Below are 17,783 nucleotides of genomic sequence, written 5' to 3'. Positions count from 1 at the left end.
CGATCGAAGCACCCGGGTGCGTTACCCGGGGGCCACTACCGAGGACCGGCGCTGTAGGTCGGCGCCTTGGTCGCGACGCGGCGCTCCCAGTTCTCTGTCGTGTTCGTCTTTGTTGCGCGTGCGGGACACAGCCTACAAAAAGCCGGGTCCGGATACGGCGAAGGAGCGGCTTGCGAAAGCCGCTCCCCCGTCGTGTGTTACTAGCGGATGCCGACGCCGCTGCGGCGGATGCTCAGGCGGTCCGTCAGCGTGCGGTAGCGCTCGATGTCCTTCTTGGCCAGGTAGCCGAGCAGGCGACGACGCTGGCCGACCAGGAGCAGCAGGCCCCGGCGGCTGTGGTGGTCGTGCTTGTGCTCCTTGAGGTGGGCGGTGAGCTCGTTGATGCGGTAGCTCAGGATCGCGACCTGCACCTCGGGGGAGCCGGTGTCGCCTTCCTTGGTGGCGTAGTCGGCCATGATCTGCTTCTTCGTTGCGGTGTCGAGCGACACGTGTTCTCCCTCTGCAAGGTGGTGAGCGCTTCCGGTCTGACTCACGGAGGCAACTGGGCTCACATGGTGCGGGCGCGCGGCCCGTGGGCAGCGCGCATCCCGGGCACGCGGCTCCGGGATATGGACAACCCTAGCAGGAGCGCTTCAGGCCGTGATGTTCCGCAGTTTGTCATACAGATCCAGAACGGCCAGGCACAACGGGACGACGGACACCATCAACATGCCTTCGAACAGGTCCAGCATCCGTCCCCAGAACGGTGACAGGCCACGCGAGGGCACCGTGCCGGCGATGATCGCCAACAGGGCGCCGACCGCGCACGCGAGCGCGAAGATCCAGCCCTGGCGCTCCACGTCCGGGATTCGGGTGTCCAGGGCCAGGCCGACGAAGAGCGTGGCCAGGCCGAGCAGGCCGGCCGTGTACAGCACGGTGACCTGCGTGGTGTGCCGGAACAGGCGGGCTCGGCACAGGGTGATCAGGGCGAGGACGGCGGTCAGGATCCCGGTCCACAACGTGTCCGCGTTGCCCAGGACGACGCAGGAGGCGACGATCACCGCGCCGCACGCGCCGGTGAGGCCGCTGAGCATCCGGTGGCCGTCGCGGGCGCGGGCGGCGATGTCGGCGTGGTCGACGGTGTCGCTCCGGCGGGCGGTCGGCGCGTCCGCGGGCAGGAAGCCGATCGGCAGGCGGGCGAGTCGCGCGGCCCAGGAGGGCAGGAACGCGATCGCCGCGACGCCGACGGTGCCGGCGACGGCGGCCGTCTCGCGCGGGCCGCCGGCGAAGGCGATCAGGCCGAAGGTCGCCAGTGTGCCGAGCGCGCCGGCGCCCGCGGCCGCGATGTACACCGCGCCGCGTTCGGGCAGCAGCGCGGCGATCAGGGTGGCGACCGGCAGGACCGCGACACACGCGGCCAGGAACTGCACCCGGCCCGGGCCCTCGTGTCCCGGCGGTTCGATCGTGCCCAGTCCGGCCAGGAACGCGTTCGGCAGCGCACCCAGGCCCAGCACCGCGCCGCCCACCCGGTCCCCGTACACCCGGGACCGCACGCCGGCGACCGCGGTCAGCACCAGGGCCGTCGAGCCGGCGGCGACGGCGGGCAGGCCGTGCGGCAGGGGGGCCATCCGCCACAGCACGATCGCGCCGAGGGTGAAGAAGAACGCCGCGCCGGCGAGGCCGGCGATCCGCAACATCGCCGGAGTCCACAGCCGGTGGTCGCCGGTGACGGAGGTCGCCACCGAGTCGGCCACGTCGTCGTAGACCGGCGGCGGGGGCACGTCCGCGAGCGCGGTGAAGCGCAGCAGTTCACCGTCGCGGACGTGCTGCCCGGCCAGGGTGAGCGCGCTGTCCAGGGGTGCGCCGTCGAGCCGGGTGAGCCGGAAGCCGGTCACCGCGCCGTTGCGCTGGGTCTGCCCGGACAGCCGGAGGATCTCCGGGTACAGCTCGGCGAGCGGGACCTCCTCCGGCAGTGCGAGGTCCACGCGGCGATCCGGCGCGATGACGGTGATCCGGGCGAACCCGGTGGTGACCGTCGTGGTCGTGGAGTTCATCGGTGCGGACTCCCTCCTGGGCACTGCCCCTGGTCGTCGCTGCCCTTGCCGGTCGTTCCCTGCCGATCGCCGGCCGTGCCGGTCGCCGGCCCGTGCGCCGAACCGTGCCCCGCAGCGCCGAGGGTCCGGGACGACGAGGCACTCTATATACGCCGCGTTACGATTCGCCACCGAGCGTCGATGAGGCGGGTAGGATGCGGCGCACGCACGAACGGCTCGACCGGCTCGCCGGGCGGGCGGGGACGACGCCCCCGACCGGCTGGGTCGACTCACCTCACCTGCTCCTTTCCGTGTTCCGCGGTGGGCTCGATCCGTGTCCAGGGATCCTCGCGACGGATGAGGCTGATGCACCTTGACCGTGGTCATCGTCAAACGCCCGCCCAGGGTGTTGCCGCCGCCTGTGCCGACGGAGGAGATCCGGCTCCAGGCACCACCCGAACCGCAGCGCCCGGCCGACCGGAACCGGCTCATGAGCGTGCTCCCGATGATCGGCATGCTGGGGTCCGCGGGCTTCTTCTTCATGCCGGGCGCGCCCAGGATGATGATGGTCATGGGCGGCCTGATGATGATCTCGTCGCTGGTCATGGCGGTCGCCAACATCCTCACGTCGCGCGACGGCGACCGGGTGCGGATGCTCGACGCCCGACGCGACTACCTCGCCTACCTCGCGCAGCAGCGCAAGGAGGTCCGCCGGACGGCGCGCAGGCAGCGCGACGCGCAGTTGTGGACGCACCCGGACCCGGCGCAGTTGTGGTCGGTGGCCGCGGGTGAACGGCGGATCTGGGAACGGCGGGCCGGTGACGCGGACTTCGGTCAGGTCCGGGTCGGGATCGGCCGACAGCGGTTGGCCACGCCGCTGGTGGCGCCGAGCACGGCACCGCCGGCGGAGTTGGAGCCGCTGTGCGTGGACGCCTTGGGCCGCTTCCTGCGCGCCCAGGCGACGCTGGACGACCTGCCGATGGCGGTCTCGCTGCGCTCCTTCCCTCACCTGACCGTCTCCGGCGACCCGGAGCGGGTGTACGGGCTGACCCGGGCGATGGTGGGCCAACTCGCGGTGTTGCACTCGCCGGACGACGTGCGCGTCGTGGTGGCGACCGACGCGAACTCGCTGCCGCGCTGGGACTGGCTGAAGTGGCTGCCGCACACGCAGCACCCGTCGTTGTCCGACGGCGCGGGCTCGGCCCGGATGATCGCGGACGACCTCGGCGAGATCGAGGAGTGGCTGGCCGAGGATCTGGCCGGGCGCTCGCGGTTCACGGCCGGCGCGCGGCCCGTACCGGACCAGCCGCACCTGCTGGTGGTCCTGGACGGCGGCGGCGTGCCCGTCGACTCGGTGTTGGCGGGCACGGACGGTCTCCAGGGTGTGACCGTCGTCGAGGTGCTCCCCGGTCCGCCGGCCGAACCGCGCGGCGGTCTGGCGATCATCGCCGTGGGGGATCGACTGACCCTGGAGTCGACAACCGGCACGTACGAAGGGGTGCCCGACTTCCTGTCGGCGGCGGACGCGGAGGCGCTCGCCCGCAGACTCGCGCCACTGCGACTGTCGGCCGACGACGACGAGCCGCTGCCGGCCAACCTGGACTTCACCGACCTGATGGGCATCGGCGACGCCACCCGGATGGACGTGGCGCGGACCTGGCGGCCGAGGCCGCCGAACGACCGGCTGCGGGTGCCGATCGGGATCGGCCGGAACGGCGAGCCGATCATGCTGGACATCAAGGAAGCGGCGAAGGGGGGCATGGGGCCGCACGGCCTGTGCGTCGGCGCGACCGGCTCCGGCAAGTCGGAGCTGCTGCGCACCCTGGTGCTGGGCCTGGCCACCACGCACAGCTCGGAGATCCTCAACTTCGTGCTCGCCGACTTCAAGGGGGGCGCGACCTTCTCCGGGATGTCGGGCCTGCCGCACGTCGCGGCGGTGATCACCAACCTGTCCGACGATTTGACCCTGGTCGACCGCATGCACGACGCGATCACGGGCGAGCTGAACCGGCGGCAGGAGTTGCTGCGTTCGGCGGGCAACCACGCCAATCTGCACGACTACGAGCGGGCCCGGGTGGCCGGTGCGGCCCTGGAGCCGCTGCCCTCGCTGATGATCGTGATCGACGAGTTCAGCGAACTGCTGACCGCGAAGCCGGACTTCATCGACATGTTCCTCCAAATCGGCCGGATCGGCCGCTCGCTGGGCGTGCATCTGCTGCTCGCGTCGCAGCGTCTGGAGGAGGGCCGGTTGCGCGGCCTGGACACCCATCTGTCCTACCGCATCGGTCTGCGCACCTTCTCCGCCGCCGAATCGCGCGCGGCGATCGGCGTACCGGACGCGTACCACCTGCCGTCGGTGCCGGGCTCGGGCTACCTCAGGTTCGATACCGAGTCGATGGTGCAGTTCAAGGCCGCGTACGTGTCCGGGGCCCATCGGGCCTCCGGCCGGGTCCGGCGCGACCGCTCGGGTGTGCCGATGCCGGTGGTGTTCGGCAGTCGGTGGACGGCCGCGGACATCTGGAATCGGCACCCGGACCCGCCCCCGGGGCCCGAGCCGGAACCGGACGTCGACAGCGCGCTCGCGGACACGGTGCTGGACGTGATCGTGCGTCGGATGGCCGACCAGGGTCCGCCCGCACACCGGGTGTGGCTGCCGCCGCTGACCGAGTCGAACTCGGTCGACCGGATGTTGCCGCCCTTGCGTGCCACGTCGGAACGTGGGCTGTGCGCGCCCGACTGGGGCGCGAACGGCCGTCTCGTGGTGCCGCTGGGCCTGGTGGACAAGCCGTTCGAGCAGCGTCGCGACGTGATGTACGCCGACCTGTCCGGCGCGGCCGGCCACGCGCTCGTCGTCGGTGGCCCGCGCAGCGGCAGGAGCACCCTGCTGCGCACCATGATCGCCGCCTTCGCGCTCACCCACACGCCGTCCGAAGTCCAGTTCTACGTCCTGGACTTCGGTGGCGGTGGCATGGTCGCGCTGAGCGATCTGCCGCACCTGGGCGGGGTCGCGGGCCGGCTCGACGCCGAGCGGGTGCGCCGGATCGTCGGCGAGGTGAAGGGCATCCTGAACCGGCGCGAGGAGATGTTCCGGGTCGCCGAGATCGACTCGATCGACACGTTCCGCCGACGCCGCGCCGCCGGAACGTTGCCGGACGAGGCATGGGGCGATGTCTTTCTGGTCGTGGACGGCTGGTCGACCCTCAGGAACGACTTCGACGTGCTGGAGGCCGAGATCACCGACATCGCCGCGCGCGGTCTGGGCTACGGCGTGCACGTCGTGCTCACCGCGTCGCGGCATCCGGAGATCCGGCCCGCGCTCAAGGACCGGATCCAGACCCGGCTGGAGTTGCGGCTCGGCGAGACGATGGAGTCCGAGGTCGACCGCCGGCTCGCGGCGAACGTGCCCACGGGCGCGCCCGGTCGCGGTCTGTCCCCGGACAAGCTGCACTTCCTGGCCGCGCTGCCCCGGATCGACGGCTCCTCGACGGCCGAGGACCTGGGCGAGGGCATGGCCGCGATGGTCGGCGCGGTCAAGGCCGCCTGGGCGGGGCCGCTCGCTCCCCCGGTGCGGGTGTTGCCGATGCTTTTGCCCTACGAGCAGTTGCCGACGCCCGTGCAGGTGCCCGGTCGGGGCATCCCGATCGGCGTGGACGAGCAGACGCTCGACCCGGTCTACCTGGACTTCGGTGTCGACACGAACTTCGTGCTGTTCGGCGAGAGCGAGTCCGGCAAGACCAACTTCCTGCGGCTGCTCTCGCGCGGCATCTCCGAGCGGTACACGCCGGCCGAGGCCCGGATCATCGTCTCCGACTACCGGCGCACGCTCTTGGACGCGGTCCCGGAGTCGCACCTGCTGGAGTACGCCGCGGCGGCGCCGGCGCTGACCTCGTTCATGAACGAGATCCGCGGCGGCATCGATCGCCGGCTGCCCGGGCCGGAGGTGACCCAGGAGCAGTTGCGCAACCGGAGCTGGTGGAGCGGTCCGGAGTTGTTCCTGCTGATCGACGACTACGACCTGGTCGCCTCCTCCGCCGGCAACCCGGTGGGCGCCATCGCCGAGTTCCTGCCGCTGGCCCGCGACGTCGGCCTGCACCTGATCATCGCCCGCAGCACCGGCGGCGCGGGCCGCGCACTGTACGAACCGGTTCTGCAAAAGCTTCTCGACCTGGGCACCTCCGGCCTGATCCTGTCCGGCAACCGCGACGAGGGCCTCTTGATGGCCAACGTCAGGCCCGCCCGACTACCGCCGGGACGTGGGCAGTTCGTCTCCCGCCGACGCGGCGTGGCCCTGATCCAGACGGCCTGGCTCGCCGACGACCGACCGAGCCGGGCCGGGTGTGCGGGGTGACAGGCCGACCTCGGTCGGCACCGCCGCCGCTCGCCGGCCGGCAGGCACACCGCCTACCCGCCACCCCTACGGCCGGCGGCGGGTGCGCCGGCCGCGGGCGTCACGGACGACGGTGGCCGCGCAGACGACGACGATGGTCAGACCGACGGCCGGGAACAGGAGCACGGAGGCCTGACGGCGGTCGCGGTCGACTCGGGTGGGACCGTGCACGAGCGGGGCGACGTGGACAAGTTCGGTACCGCGGTCGATCCGGGGGTCGGGGACCGGGCTCGATGCCGGGACCACCGTGGAATCGAGCGCGCGCAGCGGGTCGACCACGCCCCAGCCGACGCCGTCCACGCGGCCCGCGGCCCCGCGCTGTGCGGTCTGTTCGATCAGCGTGACGACCTGGGCCGCGGTGTAGTCCGGGTGCGCCGAGCGGATCAGTGCCGCGACACCCGCCACGTACGGGGTCGCGAACGAGGTGCCGTCGCCTCGGCAGTGGCCGCCTCCGGGCACCGTCGACCACACGTCCACGCCGGGCGCGAGCACGCCCACATACGGCTTGTTCTGCGAGAACGGCGCGCGCTCGTTGTTGCGGTCCGAGGCGCCGACTCCCAGAACTCCCGGGTACTTCGCGGGCCACGAGTCGAGGTTGTCCTTGTCGCCGGAGTTGCCGACGGCGGCGACCACCACGACCTGCCCGACGAGCGCGCGCCGGATCGCGTCCCGCAGCCTCGTGCCCGGCTCCCGGCCGCCCACCGTGTCCTGCGAGATGTTGATCACCGAGGCGCCCGCGGCCACCGCGTGGTCGATCGCGGCGGCCAGGCTGTCCTCGTTGCCCTTGGTCGCGTCGTCGCCGCCGTTCTGCCGGATCGGCAACAACATCGCGTCGGGCGCGAGCCCCACGAAGCCCGTGTCCACCCTGGGCGTGAGCCTGTCGCCGGGCCGGGCCGCGATGATGCCCGCGGCCATCGTGCCGTGGCCATTGTCATCGTCGGTGCCGTTGGCCCGGTCGTTGAAGAAGTCCTTGCCACCGGCCACGACCGCAGGGCCCAACTGCGGGTTGTCGTCGTCGATCCCGCTGTCGATCACCGCGACCGTGACGCCCTTGCCGGTGGCCTTTCGCCAGACCTCGTCGAGCAACACGCGCTGTAGGGACCACGGTTTGCCGGGCATCGGCTTGGCCGGGAACCTACAATCGTCACCCGCGAGCAAGGCGGTACCCGCTCGCCCGACATACACCGACTCACGCTCCGCCGGCACCGAGCCCATCGCCCCGACCGGCAACAACAGACCCAACACGAGCAGAGATGCCCTCCAGCGTCGCCGCACGGCTCGCACCGGTTCGTTCGCCTTCCGGATCACCGCCCCACCGCCCCGCGATCGCGAGCCGACCGGGCCTTTGTCGGTGCTAGCGCCACATCCTGGCGTTGGCGGCCTCGGTCCTGCGGTATGCGTCGGCCGCCCGGGTCAGACCGTCGGCGATGCCGTTCAGCGCCTCCCGCAGACCCTGGGCGTTCCGGTCCCAGCTCGCCTGCTGGACGAGGTAACCCTCGCGCGCGTCACCGGACCACGACTCGGTGACCGGCGCGATGTCCCGCTTCAGGCCCGACTGCATGTCGGCGAGGCGGGCGTCGAGGGCGCGGATATCGGCTGCGGCCTGTTCGAGCGCAGCGAACGTGACAACTACCTGCGACATGCTTTCTCCCCAGTACGAGAGCGGGTACAACCGGCTGCGACCGAGCGCCCCGGCGGCGAAAGGACCGAGCGACGGAGCTCGGTCAGAACATCAACTTCGAGATATTGCCGGACACGGTGGTCTCGGTCCGGTCGTACGCGTCGGCGTTGCGGCCCATCGCGCCGGAGATGGCGTCGAGCGCACGCTTGACCCCGAGCGCCTTCTGTACGGCCTGCTCCTGCAACGGGTCGAATCGGTTCCTGGCGGCACCCTGCCATTGCCCCTCGATCGCGTCGACCTTGCGGTTCATCTCCTGGATCGCCGCTTCGAGTTCGGTCGCCACGCCCTGAACCTTCCTCGACAACTCCGCCAACATCTGCGGAGTGATCCTGAACGCTTCACCTGCCATGTTTCACCAGCCCCCATGAGACGGATGTGCTCGAGGCGAGGTCGTGTCACCCGGGTCGGATCCCCGCACCAACGTCACGGTTTGCGACGTCGTGGGAACTCTAACCGCATTCGAGGACGCCGCCCAAGCGAAACCCTACGCATGGTCACCAAAGGTCGACGCTGTGGATACATCTCCGGCCTTGCGCAAAATGCCGGTATTCGGTGTTGCCTTCGGGTCGAGTCGTCACCACTCACGACCCTTCCGACGCCGCCCCGACCTTCGCCCCCAGGCTCAGGAACCTTGCGGCCTCTTGGCGTCCGCCGTACTCAACTGCGGCCCACGCGCAACCAGTTCCGACCACGCCCTGGGCAACGGCCGCACCTCCACGCCCCTGTAGCCCAAGCGCAGCTTGGCCTCGCTCTCCTGTTCCCGCGCGGCCGGCGCCCCGCCGGTCCGCGCCGTCTCCGCAATGGCGTAGCGCAGACCGGAGTCGGCCACCAGATACGTCGGACCGCCGTCGTCGGGCGTCCCGGTCACCTCTCGATACAGCGCCCCCGCACCGGGTTTGACCCACACGCCGCCCATGCCGTCGGCGAGTTGCTCCGGCGGCCGGGTCCCGGCCGACTGCGCGGTCACCGGCCGGCCGCCGCGCCACTCGCCGGAGAAGGTGTTGCACACGACGTTGCGCGGCAGTTCCAGGTCGTCGCGGGTGATCCGGTTCATCGGCGTCGGCGGGATCTCCGGCCAACCCTTCTCCGCGGCGAAGGTACGGTCCTGCACCACCGCGCCGCCGAGCATGCCGAGGTTCACCGGAAAGGCTGTGGGCGTGGTGCTCCCGTACGCCTCCCGCGCCCTCGGGTTCGTGGTGAGCAGCACGGCGGTCAACTCGCTGACCGGCATCACGCCCTCGTGGGTGACCACGTAGTTCTGCCGTCGGGCGGCGCCCTCCGCGCGCAGCACGACGCCGACCCGGTTGTACTCCGGGGCCAACGGCAGCCGGGTCGCAGCGCCGTAGCCGGCCGGCGTCGGGTGGTCGATCGTGCCGCCCTCGATCAGCGTGGCCAGCCACGCGTCGCCGACCGGTTGCGCCGGCATGCCGACCAGGTTCAGCGCGCCGATCACGGTCGGCGCCTCGACCAGGAAGCGCCTGCCCTGATGGACGAGGTACTTGTGCCGGTTCCGGTCCTGTACGAACAGCGCCTCGCCCGGTCGCAGCGCCCCCTCCGCCGGAGCGGCGCCGATGAACACGCCGCGCTGCGGCTCCCCGTCCGGGTCGGGCTCGCCGTCCTTGCCCAGGGCCGGACGCTCGCACACGGTCCAGGGCTTGCGCTCCTTGACCGCCTTGGCCGTCGGCAGCCGGTCCGGCGCGTTCGGAATGCCCAGCGGCGCACCGTGACCGACGCTGTCGAGCCGCTTCTCCGCAACCAGGTTGACCTTGAACCTGCCGGGGTCCAGCAGCAGACGACCGGAGGCGATGTTGAGCACCGGGTGCAGCTTGCCATCCAGGAAGACGTACCGACTCGCCGAGTCGCGCCCCACGATCAGGCTGCCCCGGTCCTTCCAACCCGGCGGCGTACCGGGCCTGACCAACCCGACGACCCCGAACCCGACCAACACCAGCATCGCGACCACGATGCTCGGCGTGAGCATCCGCATCGGCTTGGGCGCGTTCTCCTCCGTGCCTCCGCCCGGGCTCGGTTGCAGGAACGCGGCCACCATGCGGCGGCGCGCGAAGATGTACGCCTCGAGCTGCTCGCGGCGCGTTGCCATCGTTCTCCCCGTGATCGACGTGCGCTCCGGTCGAAGGGTCCACACCGACGCGACCGCGGGGTCGCGGGCCAACCCGTGGACACGTACCGTACGGTGTTCCGCACTCACTGTGACAGCAGGGCGACAAATCATGACCATGGGGGAGCTGACGTGGCCGCACCCGCGCCGGTAGGGCCGCATGCACGGAACGGTGCACCCACACCCGACGGGGCATCGCCACCGGCAACGCGCCGCGCGACGCTGCGCGTGCACCCGCGGGCCGGTCGCGTCGGCGGCGTCCTGGTGCAACAGATCGTGCTGGTCCAGCTCGGGATCTCGCTGTTCGCGATCGCGGCGACCGCGCACCCGGCGGCGGCGATCGGCCTCGGCGCGGTGGGGGCCCTCCTGGTGGCACCGGCACTGGTGCGGTGGCGCGGGCGTTGGCTCGTGCAGTGGTTGCCGATCGTGTTCGACTTCCGCCGCAGGCGCCGGCTTCCGGCCGTCGCGGATGACGCGGATCCGGTGCTGCTCCCGATCCTGGAGTGCGCACCGCACCTGGCGACCGGCTCGGTCGACGACCGTGAGCGCCGTTCGATCGGAGTGATCGGCGACGGCACCTTCCTCACCGCGGTGTTGCTGGTCACCTCGCGCGACGAGCCGCTGCGTCCCGCGCACGGGAAACGGCCGTTGCCGCTGCCGGCGATCGTGAGCACGCTGGAGGTCGACGACGTGACGTTGGCCTCGGTGCAGGTGGTCCAGCACATCCGGCCGGCGCCGGCAGACCACCTGCCCGAGGAGTCGTTGGCGGCCAGGTCCTACCGCCAACTCGTCGAACAGGGCCTGCACGACGTGCCGGCACTGCGGCTGACCTGGATCGCGCTGCGCTTCGAGCCCGACCTGTGCCCGGGCGCGGTCGCCGCGCGCGGCGGCGGCGATCAGGGGACCCGGCGGGCGCTGCTGCGTGCGGTCGACCGGCTCGCCGGCAACCTGACCGGCGCCGGATTCGAGGCCCGCGCGCTCGAAGAGGCCGAGTTGATCCAGGCACTCGCCACCTCGTGCGGCGTAAACCGTTCCACCCGCCGATACGGGCGCGGTGGACGGCGGACCATCGAGTCCAGGCGGGCGTGGCGCTGCGACGACCGGTGGCACGCCACCTATTGGGCGAACCGCTGGCCGGAGCCGACCCAGGGGTGTACCTCCGACCCGATCGGCACACTGACCGCGACACCGGCCATCGCCACCACCTTCGCGCTGACCGCGACGCACGGCGTGGGCGGCACCACCGCGCTCACCGCGCACGTCCGGATCGCCGCCCGCTCGGACAGCGAACTCACGGATGCGACAAGACGGTTGGAATATCGGGCCGAAGCCGGGCGGATCGGCCTGATCCGGCTCGACTGGGAGCAGCAACCGGCCCTGCTGGCCACCCTGCCACTCGGCGGCCTGCCATGACGAACCATCACATGTGGCTACATACAGGGAGGATCGACCCGTGAGCACGGCCGATCCCGACCGGAGCCGGCACCAGACCCCGAACGCACGGGGCAACAACCGGATTCCGAATCCGACCCCCGCGCCGGCCCCCATGCCCGGCTCGGGAACCCCCGCGCCCCGGCCTTCCCGGCGCAAGGGTCCGGCCCGGCCGGTCGGCCCCAGGCACGAACGACACATGCCGACCGCCGCCCAACTGTCCGCCCTCGGCCTGCCGGTGGGCGACGACGGCGTGGTGATCGGAGTCGACGCCGAGCGCAACCCGGCGGTGCTGAACCTGTTCCGACCCGAGGCGTTGCACGTCGCGTTCGTCGGCGGCGCCCATGCGGTGCAGATCATCGCGCTGCGGGCCGCGGCGGTCGGCGCCCGGGTCGCGATCGAGTCCGGCCGGCCGCGGTTGTGGTCCGCGATGGCCCGGGCCGCGGGTGGCGCGCAGCCGTGCGTGACGGTACATCAGGTGGGTCGGCTCGGTCCGCAGGGACCCCGTGCGGGCAGCCCGGTCCTGGTCGTCCGCGACTGCGGCGCGCGGCCGCCCCGCGATCGGCTCGCGCCGGCCGCGTGGCAGACCACGCTGACCCTGCTGCCCTTCCTGGACCCGGCACTGGCCCGGCAGCGCATCGGCGCGGGCGCGGGCCTGGTCGGCCTCCAGCGGGTCTCCCCGATCGAGGCGCGGGCGGCGTCCTCGGTGTTGTCCCTGCCCGGTGAGGACGAGGCCGCGCTGCCCACGCTCGCCGACGAACTGACCCTGTGGAGTGCCGGAACGTCGCGTAAGTACGTATTACTGACGCCCACTCCGACCGAACTGGGCCTGCTCGGACCGCCACGTCGGATGGACTGACGAACAGTGCTCGCGACACCGGCTCTGAGCGAACAGGTGGACGGACCGGCGACGACCGCCGACACCCCTGACTACGCTGTGAGGCTCGTGCAGGGGGCGAACCCCGACCCGGGTCGGGGTACGGCGGACGGCGGCGGCGTGTGATCTGAAGCCGAGCCGCCTCCGGACGATCGGAAGGACCACACCGTGAGCAGCGAGCAGGACGGCGCACACATCGAGACGGGGGCGAACGAGGAAGAGGAGTGGTCGGGACCCGACTTCACCATGCCCTCGTGGTACACGCACCAGGACGGCGGCGCGCCCGCGCCACCGCCGTCCGGGGTCCGCGCGCCCGCGCCTCCCCCGCAGGGTGACCAGGTGCCGGCGGCGCCTCGGTACGGCAGCCAGGATCCGACACTGGTGCCGCCGGCGCGGACGCCCGAGCCGCACGCGCCGCTGCCGTACGGGACCGGCGCCGGCGCGAACGGGCCGACCGGCGGCGCCCCGGAACCGTACGGATCCGCCGCAGGCGCGCCCACGGCCTCGGTGCCGCCGGCCCGCCCGGCCGGCGACCCACCAGGCTTCGGCGACCCGACGCCCGAACCGCCCGCGAACTCACCCGCGCCGACCGAACCGCCGGCGCCGTACGGCCAGGGCGCCCCCGGCCAATCCTCGGCGCCGCTCCCGCACGGCGCCCCCTCGGCCGAGCAGCCGGCCACCGAGGCATCGGCGCCCCCAGCACCCACCTACAGCCCCGGCGAAGCCACCATGGTCGTCCCACCGTCCTTCGCGGCCCCCGAACCGCCCGCCGAGGCACCGGCTCCCCCCGCACCCACCTACACACCGGGCGAACCGACCATGGTCATGCCACCGTCATCCGGGGCTCCCGATCGGCCCGCCGACACGCCGCCCCACACGCCCGGCGAACCCACCATGGTCGTCCCTCCGTCCTTCGCGGCCCCCGAACCGCCCGCCGAGGCACCGGCTCCCCCCGCACCCACCTACACACCGGGCGAACCGACCATGGTCATGCCACCGTTCCTCGACCCGAACGACGCTGCCGACGCGCCTGCAGACCCGGCAGACCCTGCACCGGCCCACACGCCGGGCGAGCCGACCGTGGTCGTCCCGCCGCAGTTCGAGCCCTCCGAGCCGACCGCCGAAGCACCGGCACCTCCCGCGCCGACCTACACCCCCGGCGAACCGACCATGGTCGTCCCGCCGCAGTTCGAGACCCCCGAACCGCCCGCCGCCGATGCCGCCCATGAACCCGGCGCGCCTGCCGCGCAGTCGGAGCACCGGGGTCCGGACCGCGCCGAGCAGGCCGAGCAGGCCCCGCCCGCCGCGCGGCCCAACGATGCCGCGCCCGCCGAGCAGCCGGTTTCCGCTCCGCCGAGCGACGCCGCCCCGGGTCTCGAGGCAAAGCCCGCCGAGCCCGACGCGCCCGACGCGTCGACCGCGTCCCCCGAGCAGCCGGCCGGCGAAGCACCCGCACCCGACGGGACCGACGACGCGCGCCCGGACGCGCCGGTCGATCCGCACGACGTGCCCACCACACCCGCAGGCGGCACCCCGGTCCCCGGCCCCTCGACCGCAGCGCCGGCCCCCGAGGTGCCGCGCACGGAGCCCGCCGACGCCGCCGGACCCGCTCCCCGGCACGCACCCGAGCCGCCCACGCACGAGAACCACCAGCCGACCGAGCCGCACCGACCCGCCGCCGGCGACGCGCAGCCGATGCCCGAGCCGCACCAGGCCCCCCAAGCTCCCCCGGCTCCCCAACCCGAGGTTCGAGCCACCGAACCGCCGCAGCCCCACCCGACCCCGGCAGCGGCGGCCACGACGACCGCAGAGGCCCTCGACGCACCGCAACCACAGGCCGGCGGCCACCCGCAGCAGCCCCAGGCCCCGGCGGATTCGCAGGCGTCGCCCGCCGGCGGATACCCGCCCTACGCACAGCAGCCCGCACCGCCGCAGGGCGCCCCCGCGCCGTATCCGCCGCCGCAGCCGGGCGCCGCACACCCCGGGCCCCCGCCGCAGCAGCAGTACCCGGCTCAGGCCCAGGGCGCCCCGCTGCCCGACCCGGCGACCCGGCTGCTGCCGCCGATCACCGACGACATGCCTCCGCCCCCCGGCTTCCCGCAGCAGGCCCCACCCCCGGGCGCCGCGCAGCAGCCCCCTCCGCCCGGCGCCCCGCAGCCGCCGGTCAGCCCGCCGCACGGCTCGCCGATGCCTCCGCCGGCCTGGTCCGGCACGGCCCCGGGCAACGGCGAGGCGTGGGGTGGCGCGGCCCCGCCGCCGACCGGACAACCGCTGCCGCCGCCCGGCGGCGAGCCGATGGCACCGCCGCAGCAGCAGCGCTCGTGGATGCGGCGCGCGTTCGGCGGTAACGAGCCGGAGCAGCAGGGTGGTCAACCGCCCTACGCCCAGGCCCCCGGCCCGTACAACCAGGCTCCGGGTCCGTACCAGGGCGCCCCCGCTCCGCAGGCCTACCCGCAGCCCGACCCGAACCAGGCGCACAACCCGTACGCCCAGGGCGCTCCCGGCCAGGACCAAGGCCAGGCGCCGTACGGCCACGCCGGCCCCCAGGGCCGGGAACCGCAGCAGTACGGTCCGGGCGGCACCCCCTACGGGCAGCCCGAGGCGCACCAGCCGTACGCCCAGGGCACCCCGCCGCAGGGCGCCCCCGCGCCGCAGCACAACCCTTACGGCCAACCACCCGGCCCGCAGACCCCCGACCCGCAGTCGGCCCACCACCCGGGAACTCCACCACACGGCGCACCCGGCCCGCAGGCCCAACCGGGCCCGTCGTCCGGACAACCCACCCCGGCCGACCGCGCCCCCGAGCCGCCCAACCCGTACGCCCAGGCGCCCGGCCCCTATGCGCAGGCGCCCGACCAGTACGCCCAGGCGTCCGACCCGGCCCAGCCGTACCACCCGGGCACCCCGCCGCAGGGCAGCGGGCAGCCGCAGGCCTGGTCGCCCGACGGCGGCGCACCCGCGCGGACCGGCGCCGGCGCGCCCCTGGGCTACACCGCCGCCGTCGAACTGACCAGCGACCGGCTGCTGCGCAAGCAGCCGCAACCGCGTCGGCAGACCCCGCGCTTCCGGATCGGCGGCAAGTCCGCCGACGCCCGCCGGGCCGAGCGCCTGGACCGGATCCGCACCCCCGTCCTCGGCTGCTACCGGATCGCGGTGATCAGCCTCAAGGGCGGCGTCGGCAAGACCACGACCACCACCGCCCTCGGCGCGACGCTGGCCACCGAGCGCCAGGACCGGGTGATCGCGATCGACGCCAACCCGGACGCCGGCACACTCGGCCGCCGGGTCCGCCGGGAGACCGGCGCGACCATCCGCGACCTGGTCAACTCGATGGCCCACGTGCACAGTTACATGGACATCCGGCGGTTCACCTCGCAGTCCTCCAGCGGCCTGGAGATCCTGGCCAACGACGTGGACCCGGCGGTGTCCACGACGTTCAACGACGAGGACTACCGCTCGGTGATCGACCTGCTGGGCAAGCAGTACCCGATCATCCTGACCGACTCGGGCACCGGCCTGCTCTACAGCGCGATGCGCGGTGTGCTCGACCTGGCCCACCAGTTGATCGTGATCAGCACGCCCAGCGTGGACGGAGCCACCAGCGCGAGCACCACGCTCGACTGGCTGGTCGCGCACGGCTACGCGGATCTGGTCGCGAACAGCATCACGGTGATCTCCGGCGTCCGCGAGACCGGGAAGATGGTCAAGACCGAGGACATCGTGGCCCACTTCGAGACCCGCTGCCGTGCGGTCGTGGTCGTCCCGTTCGACGAACACCTTTCGGCGGGCGCGGAGTTGGATCTGGACATGATGCGGCCCAAGACCCGCGAGGCGTACTTCGAACTGGCCGCGCTGGTCGCCGAGGACTTCCACCGCACCCAGCCGTCCGAGCAACAGCACCAGTGGCAGCCGCAGTACCGGCAACCACAGCAGCAGGCGCCGCAGCAGCAGCCCTACTACGGCCAACCGCAGCAGGCACAGCCGTACCCGCAGCAACAGCAATATCCCCAGCACCAACAGCAGCAGCAACCGCCGCAACAACATCCGCACCAGCAGCCGCACCCACAGAATCCGCAACAACCACAGCAGCCCCAGCAGCCGTACTACCAGCAGCCCCCGCCGCACCAGGGAGGCTGACACGCCGAAGGGCCGCCCCGGAGATTCCGGGGCGGCCCTTGGCACATCCGTCGCGAAGCGGCGCGGGCGTTCAGCCCGCCGGGTCCGAGTCCGCCGCGTCGATCAGCTCGCGGGCCCGCTTCACATCACGCGCCATGTGTTCCAGCAGGTCGTCGATCGAGTCGAAGCGCTCGGTACCGCGCAGGTACTCCAGGAAGTCCACCGCGACATGCGTCCCGTACAGGTCGAGGTCGGTCCGATCCAACGCGTACGCCTCGACCCGCCGCTCGGTGCCGTCGAAGGTCGGGTTGGTGCCGATCGAGATCGCCGCCGGCAACCCCTCGCCATCGATCACCAGCCACCCCGCGTACACCCCGTCGGCCGGGATCGCCGTGTACGGGAGCACCTCCAGGTTGGCCGTCGGGTAGCCGAGTTCGCGCCCGCGCTGATCGCCGCGCACCACCACGCCCTCGACCCGATGCGGGCGTCCGAGCAGTTCGGCCGCGCCCGCCACGTCGCCCTCGGCGACCCGGGCCCGGACCACGGTGGACGAGAAGGTCACGTCGCCGGAGACGAACAGTTCCGGCTCGACGACGCTGAAGTCGTTCGCCACGCCCAACTCCTCCAAGAGCGCGACGTTGCCCGTCGCCTTGTGGCCGAATCGGAAATTGCGCCCCTCGACGACCACGGCCGCGCGCAGCGTGTCCACCAGGACCTGCCGGACGAAGTCGACCGCGCTCTGCCGGGACAACTCGAGCGTGAACGGCACCACCAGCACCGCGTCCACCCCCAGGTCCGCCATCAGCTGCGCGCGCCGGTGGTGCGGCGTGAGCAGGGGCGGATGGCTGCCGGGCCGGACCACCTCGCTGGGGTGCGGGTCGAACGTCACCACGACCACCGGCAGCCCGCGCTCGCGACCGATCGCGACCGCCCGGCCGATCGTCCGTTGGTGCCCGCGATGCACACCGTCATAGGACCCGATCGTGACGACGGAGCGTCCCCAATCGCTGGGGACGTCCGCCAAGCCCCGCCAACGCTGCACCGTAACCGCTCCTCGTTCTTCGTGACGTGTCGCGGGTCCAGCTTCCCATGCAGGGGCTGTCGCTCGGTCCCGCCCCCGCCGTGGCGACCATCACCCCCGGATCCGGTCCGGGGCGCGG

At 72.7% G+C, this 17,783-nt stretch carries 11 protein-coding genes; 4 read left to right on the top strand and 7 right to left on the bottom strand.

Features of this window, described 5'->3' with window-relative positions; all coding sequences use genetic code 11:
• Nucleotides 1-200: 200 nt before the first annotated feature.
• Nucleotides 201-488, bottom strand: a complete 288-nt coding sequence (gene rpsO / locus ACIBSV_RS12850) for a 30S ribosomal protein S15 (protein WP_020553079.1) — start codon at nt 486-488, stop codon at nt 201-203.
• Nucleotides 489-632: 144 nt separating this feature from the next.
• The gene (gene eccD / locus ACIBSV_RS12845) at nt 633-2,033 is read right to left on the bottom strand and encodes a type VII secretion integral membrane protein EccD (RefSeq protein WP_395862169.1); all 1,401 of its coding nucleotides are present in this window, start codon (nt 2,031-2,033) and stop codon (nt 633-635) included.
• A 352-nt stretch (nt 2,034-2,385) separates the two neighbouring features.
• Here eccD and eccCa point away from each other — a divergent pair, with 352 nt between their 5' ends.
• Nucleotides 2,386-6,360 (top strand): type VII secretion protein EccCa, encoded by a 3,975-nt coding sequence (gene eccCa / locus ACIBSV_RS12840; protein ID WP_395862167.1) that lies wholly within the window; start codon nt 2,386-2,388, stop codon nt 6,358-6,360.
• Between the two features lie 66 nt (nt 6,361-6,426).
• On the opposite strand, the gene mycP is transcribed toward eccCa, so the two are convergent.
• The 4 genes from mycP to eccB form a co-directional block, all read right to left on the bottom strand.
• Nucleotides 6,427-7,518, bottom strand: coding sequence for a type VII secretion-associated serine protease mycosin (gene mycP, locus ACIBSV_RS12835; protein WP_395862164.1), 1,092 nt, complete (start codon nt 7,516-7,518; stop codon nt 6,427-6,429).
• A 235-nt stretch (nt 7,519-7,753) separates the two neighbouring features.
• Complete coding sequence (locus ACIBSV_RS12830; protein ID WP_395862162.1) at nt 7,754-8,041, bottom strand: WXG100 family type VII secretion target; 288 nt, start codon at nt 8,039-8,041, stop codon at nt 7,754-7,756.
• A gap of 82 nt (nt 8,042-8,123) precedes the next feature.
• On the bottom strand, nt 8,124-8,429 hold the full coding sequence (locus ACIBSV_RS12825; RefSeq protein WP_395862160.1) for a WXG100 family type VII secretion target: 306 nt from the start codon (nt 8,427-8,429) through the stop codon (nt 8,124-8,126).
• A 273-nt stretch (nt 8,430-8,702) separates the two neighbouring features.
• Entirely contained in the window at nt 8,703-10,181 is a 1,479-nt protein-coding gene (eccB, locus tag ACIBSV_RS12820; protein WP_395862158.1) for a type VII secretion protein EccB, read from the bottom strand.
• A gap of 246 nt (nt 10,182-10,427) precedes the next feature.
• On the opposite strand from eccB, the gene eccE reads away from it, so the two are divergent.
• From eccE to ACIBSV_RS12805, 3 genes are all read left to right on the top strand, one after another.
• Nucleotides 10,428-11,612 carry a type VII secretion protein EccE gene (gene eccE / locus ACIBSV_RS12815; RefSeq protein ID WP_395862156.1) on the top strand — a complete coding sequence of 395 codons (1,185 nt, stop codon included), beginning with the start codon at nt 10,428-10,430 and terminating at the stop codon, nt 11,610-11,612.
• A 217-nt stretch (nt 11,613-11,829) separates the two neighbouring features.
• Complete coding sequence (locus ACIBSV_RS12810) at nt 11,830-12,489, top strand: hypothetical protein (RefSeq protein ID WP_395862154.1); 660 nt, start codon at nt 11,830-11,832, stop codon at nt 12,487-12,489.
• A gap of 186 nt (nt 12,490-12,675) precedes the next feature.
• A complete protein-coding gene (locus ACIBSV_RS12805; RefSeq protein ID WP_395862152.1) occupies nt 12,676-16,644 on the top strand; it encodes an AAA family ATPase in 3,969 nt (1,322 codons plus the stop codon).
• Nucleotides 16,645-16,714: 70 nt separating this feature from the next.
• On the opposite strand, the gene ACIBSV_RS12800 is transcribed toward ACIBSV_RS12805, so the two are convergent.
• The gene (locus ACIBSV_RS12800) at nt 16,715-17,665 is read right to left on the bottom strand and encodes a bifunctional riboflavin kinase/FAD synthetase (protein ID WP_395862150.1); all 951 of its coding nucleotides are present in this window, start codon (nt 17,663-17,665) and stop codon (nt 16,715-16,717) included.
• Nucleotides 17,666-17,783: the final 118 nt, after the last annotated feature.

It is taken from the genome of Embleya sp. NPDC050154, assembly GCF_044460165.1.
In the GTDB taxonomy this organism is placed as follows: Bacteria; Actinomycetota; Actinomycetes; order Streptomycetales; family Streptomycetaceae; genus Embleya.
The sequence above is the reverse complement of the archived record's forward strand: the minus strand, read 5'-3'. Positions and strand labels throughout refer to the sequence as shown.

Coding starts and splice junctions, on each gene's coding strand:
- eccD (WP_395862169.1), bottom strand. CDS start 2,033: ATGAACTCCACGACCACGACGGTCACCACCGGGTTCGCCCGGATCACC.
- mycP (WP_395862164.1), bottom strand. CDS start 7,518: ATGCCCGGCAAACCGTGGTCCCTACAGCGCGTGTTGCTCGACGAGGTC.
- ACIBSV_RS12830 (WP_395862162.1), bottom strand. CDS start 8,041: ATGTCGCAGGTAGTTGTCACGTTCGCTGCGCTCGAACAGGCCGCAGCC.
- ACIBSV_RS12825 (WP_395862160.1), bottom strand. CDS start 8,429: ATGGCAGGTGAAGCGTTCAGGATCACTCCGCAGATGTTGGCGGAGTTG.
- eccB (WP_395862158.1), bottom strand. CDS start 10,181: ATGGCAACGCGCCGCGAGCAGCTCGAGGCGTACATCTTCGCGCGCCGC.
- ACIBSV_RS12810 (WP_395862154.1), top strand. CDS start 11,830: ATGCCGACCGCCGCCCAACTGTCCGCCCTCGGCCTGCCGGTGGGCGAC.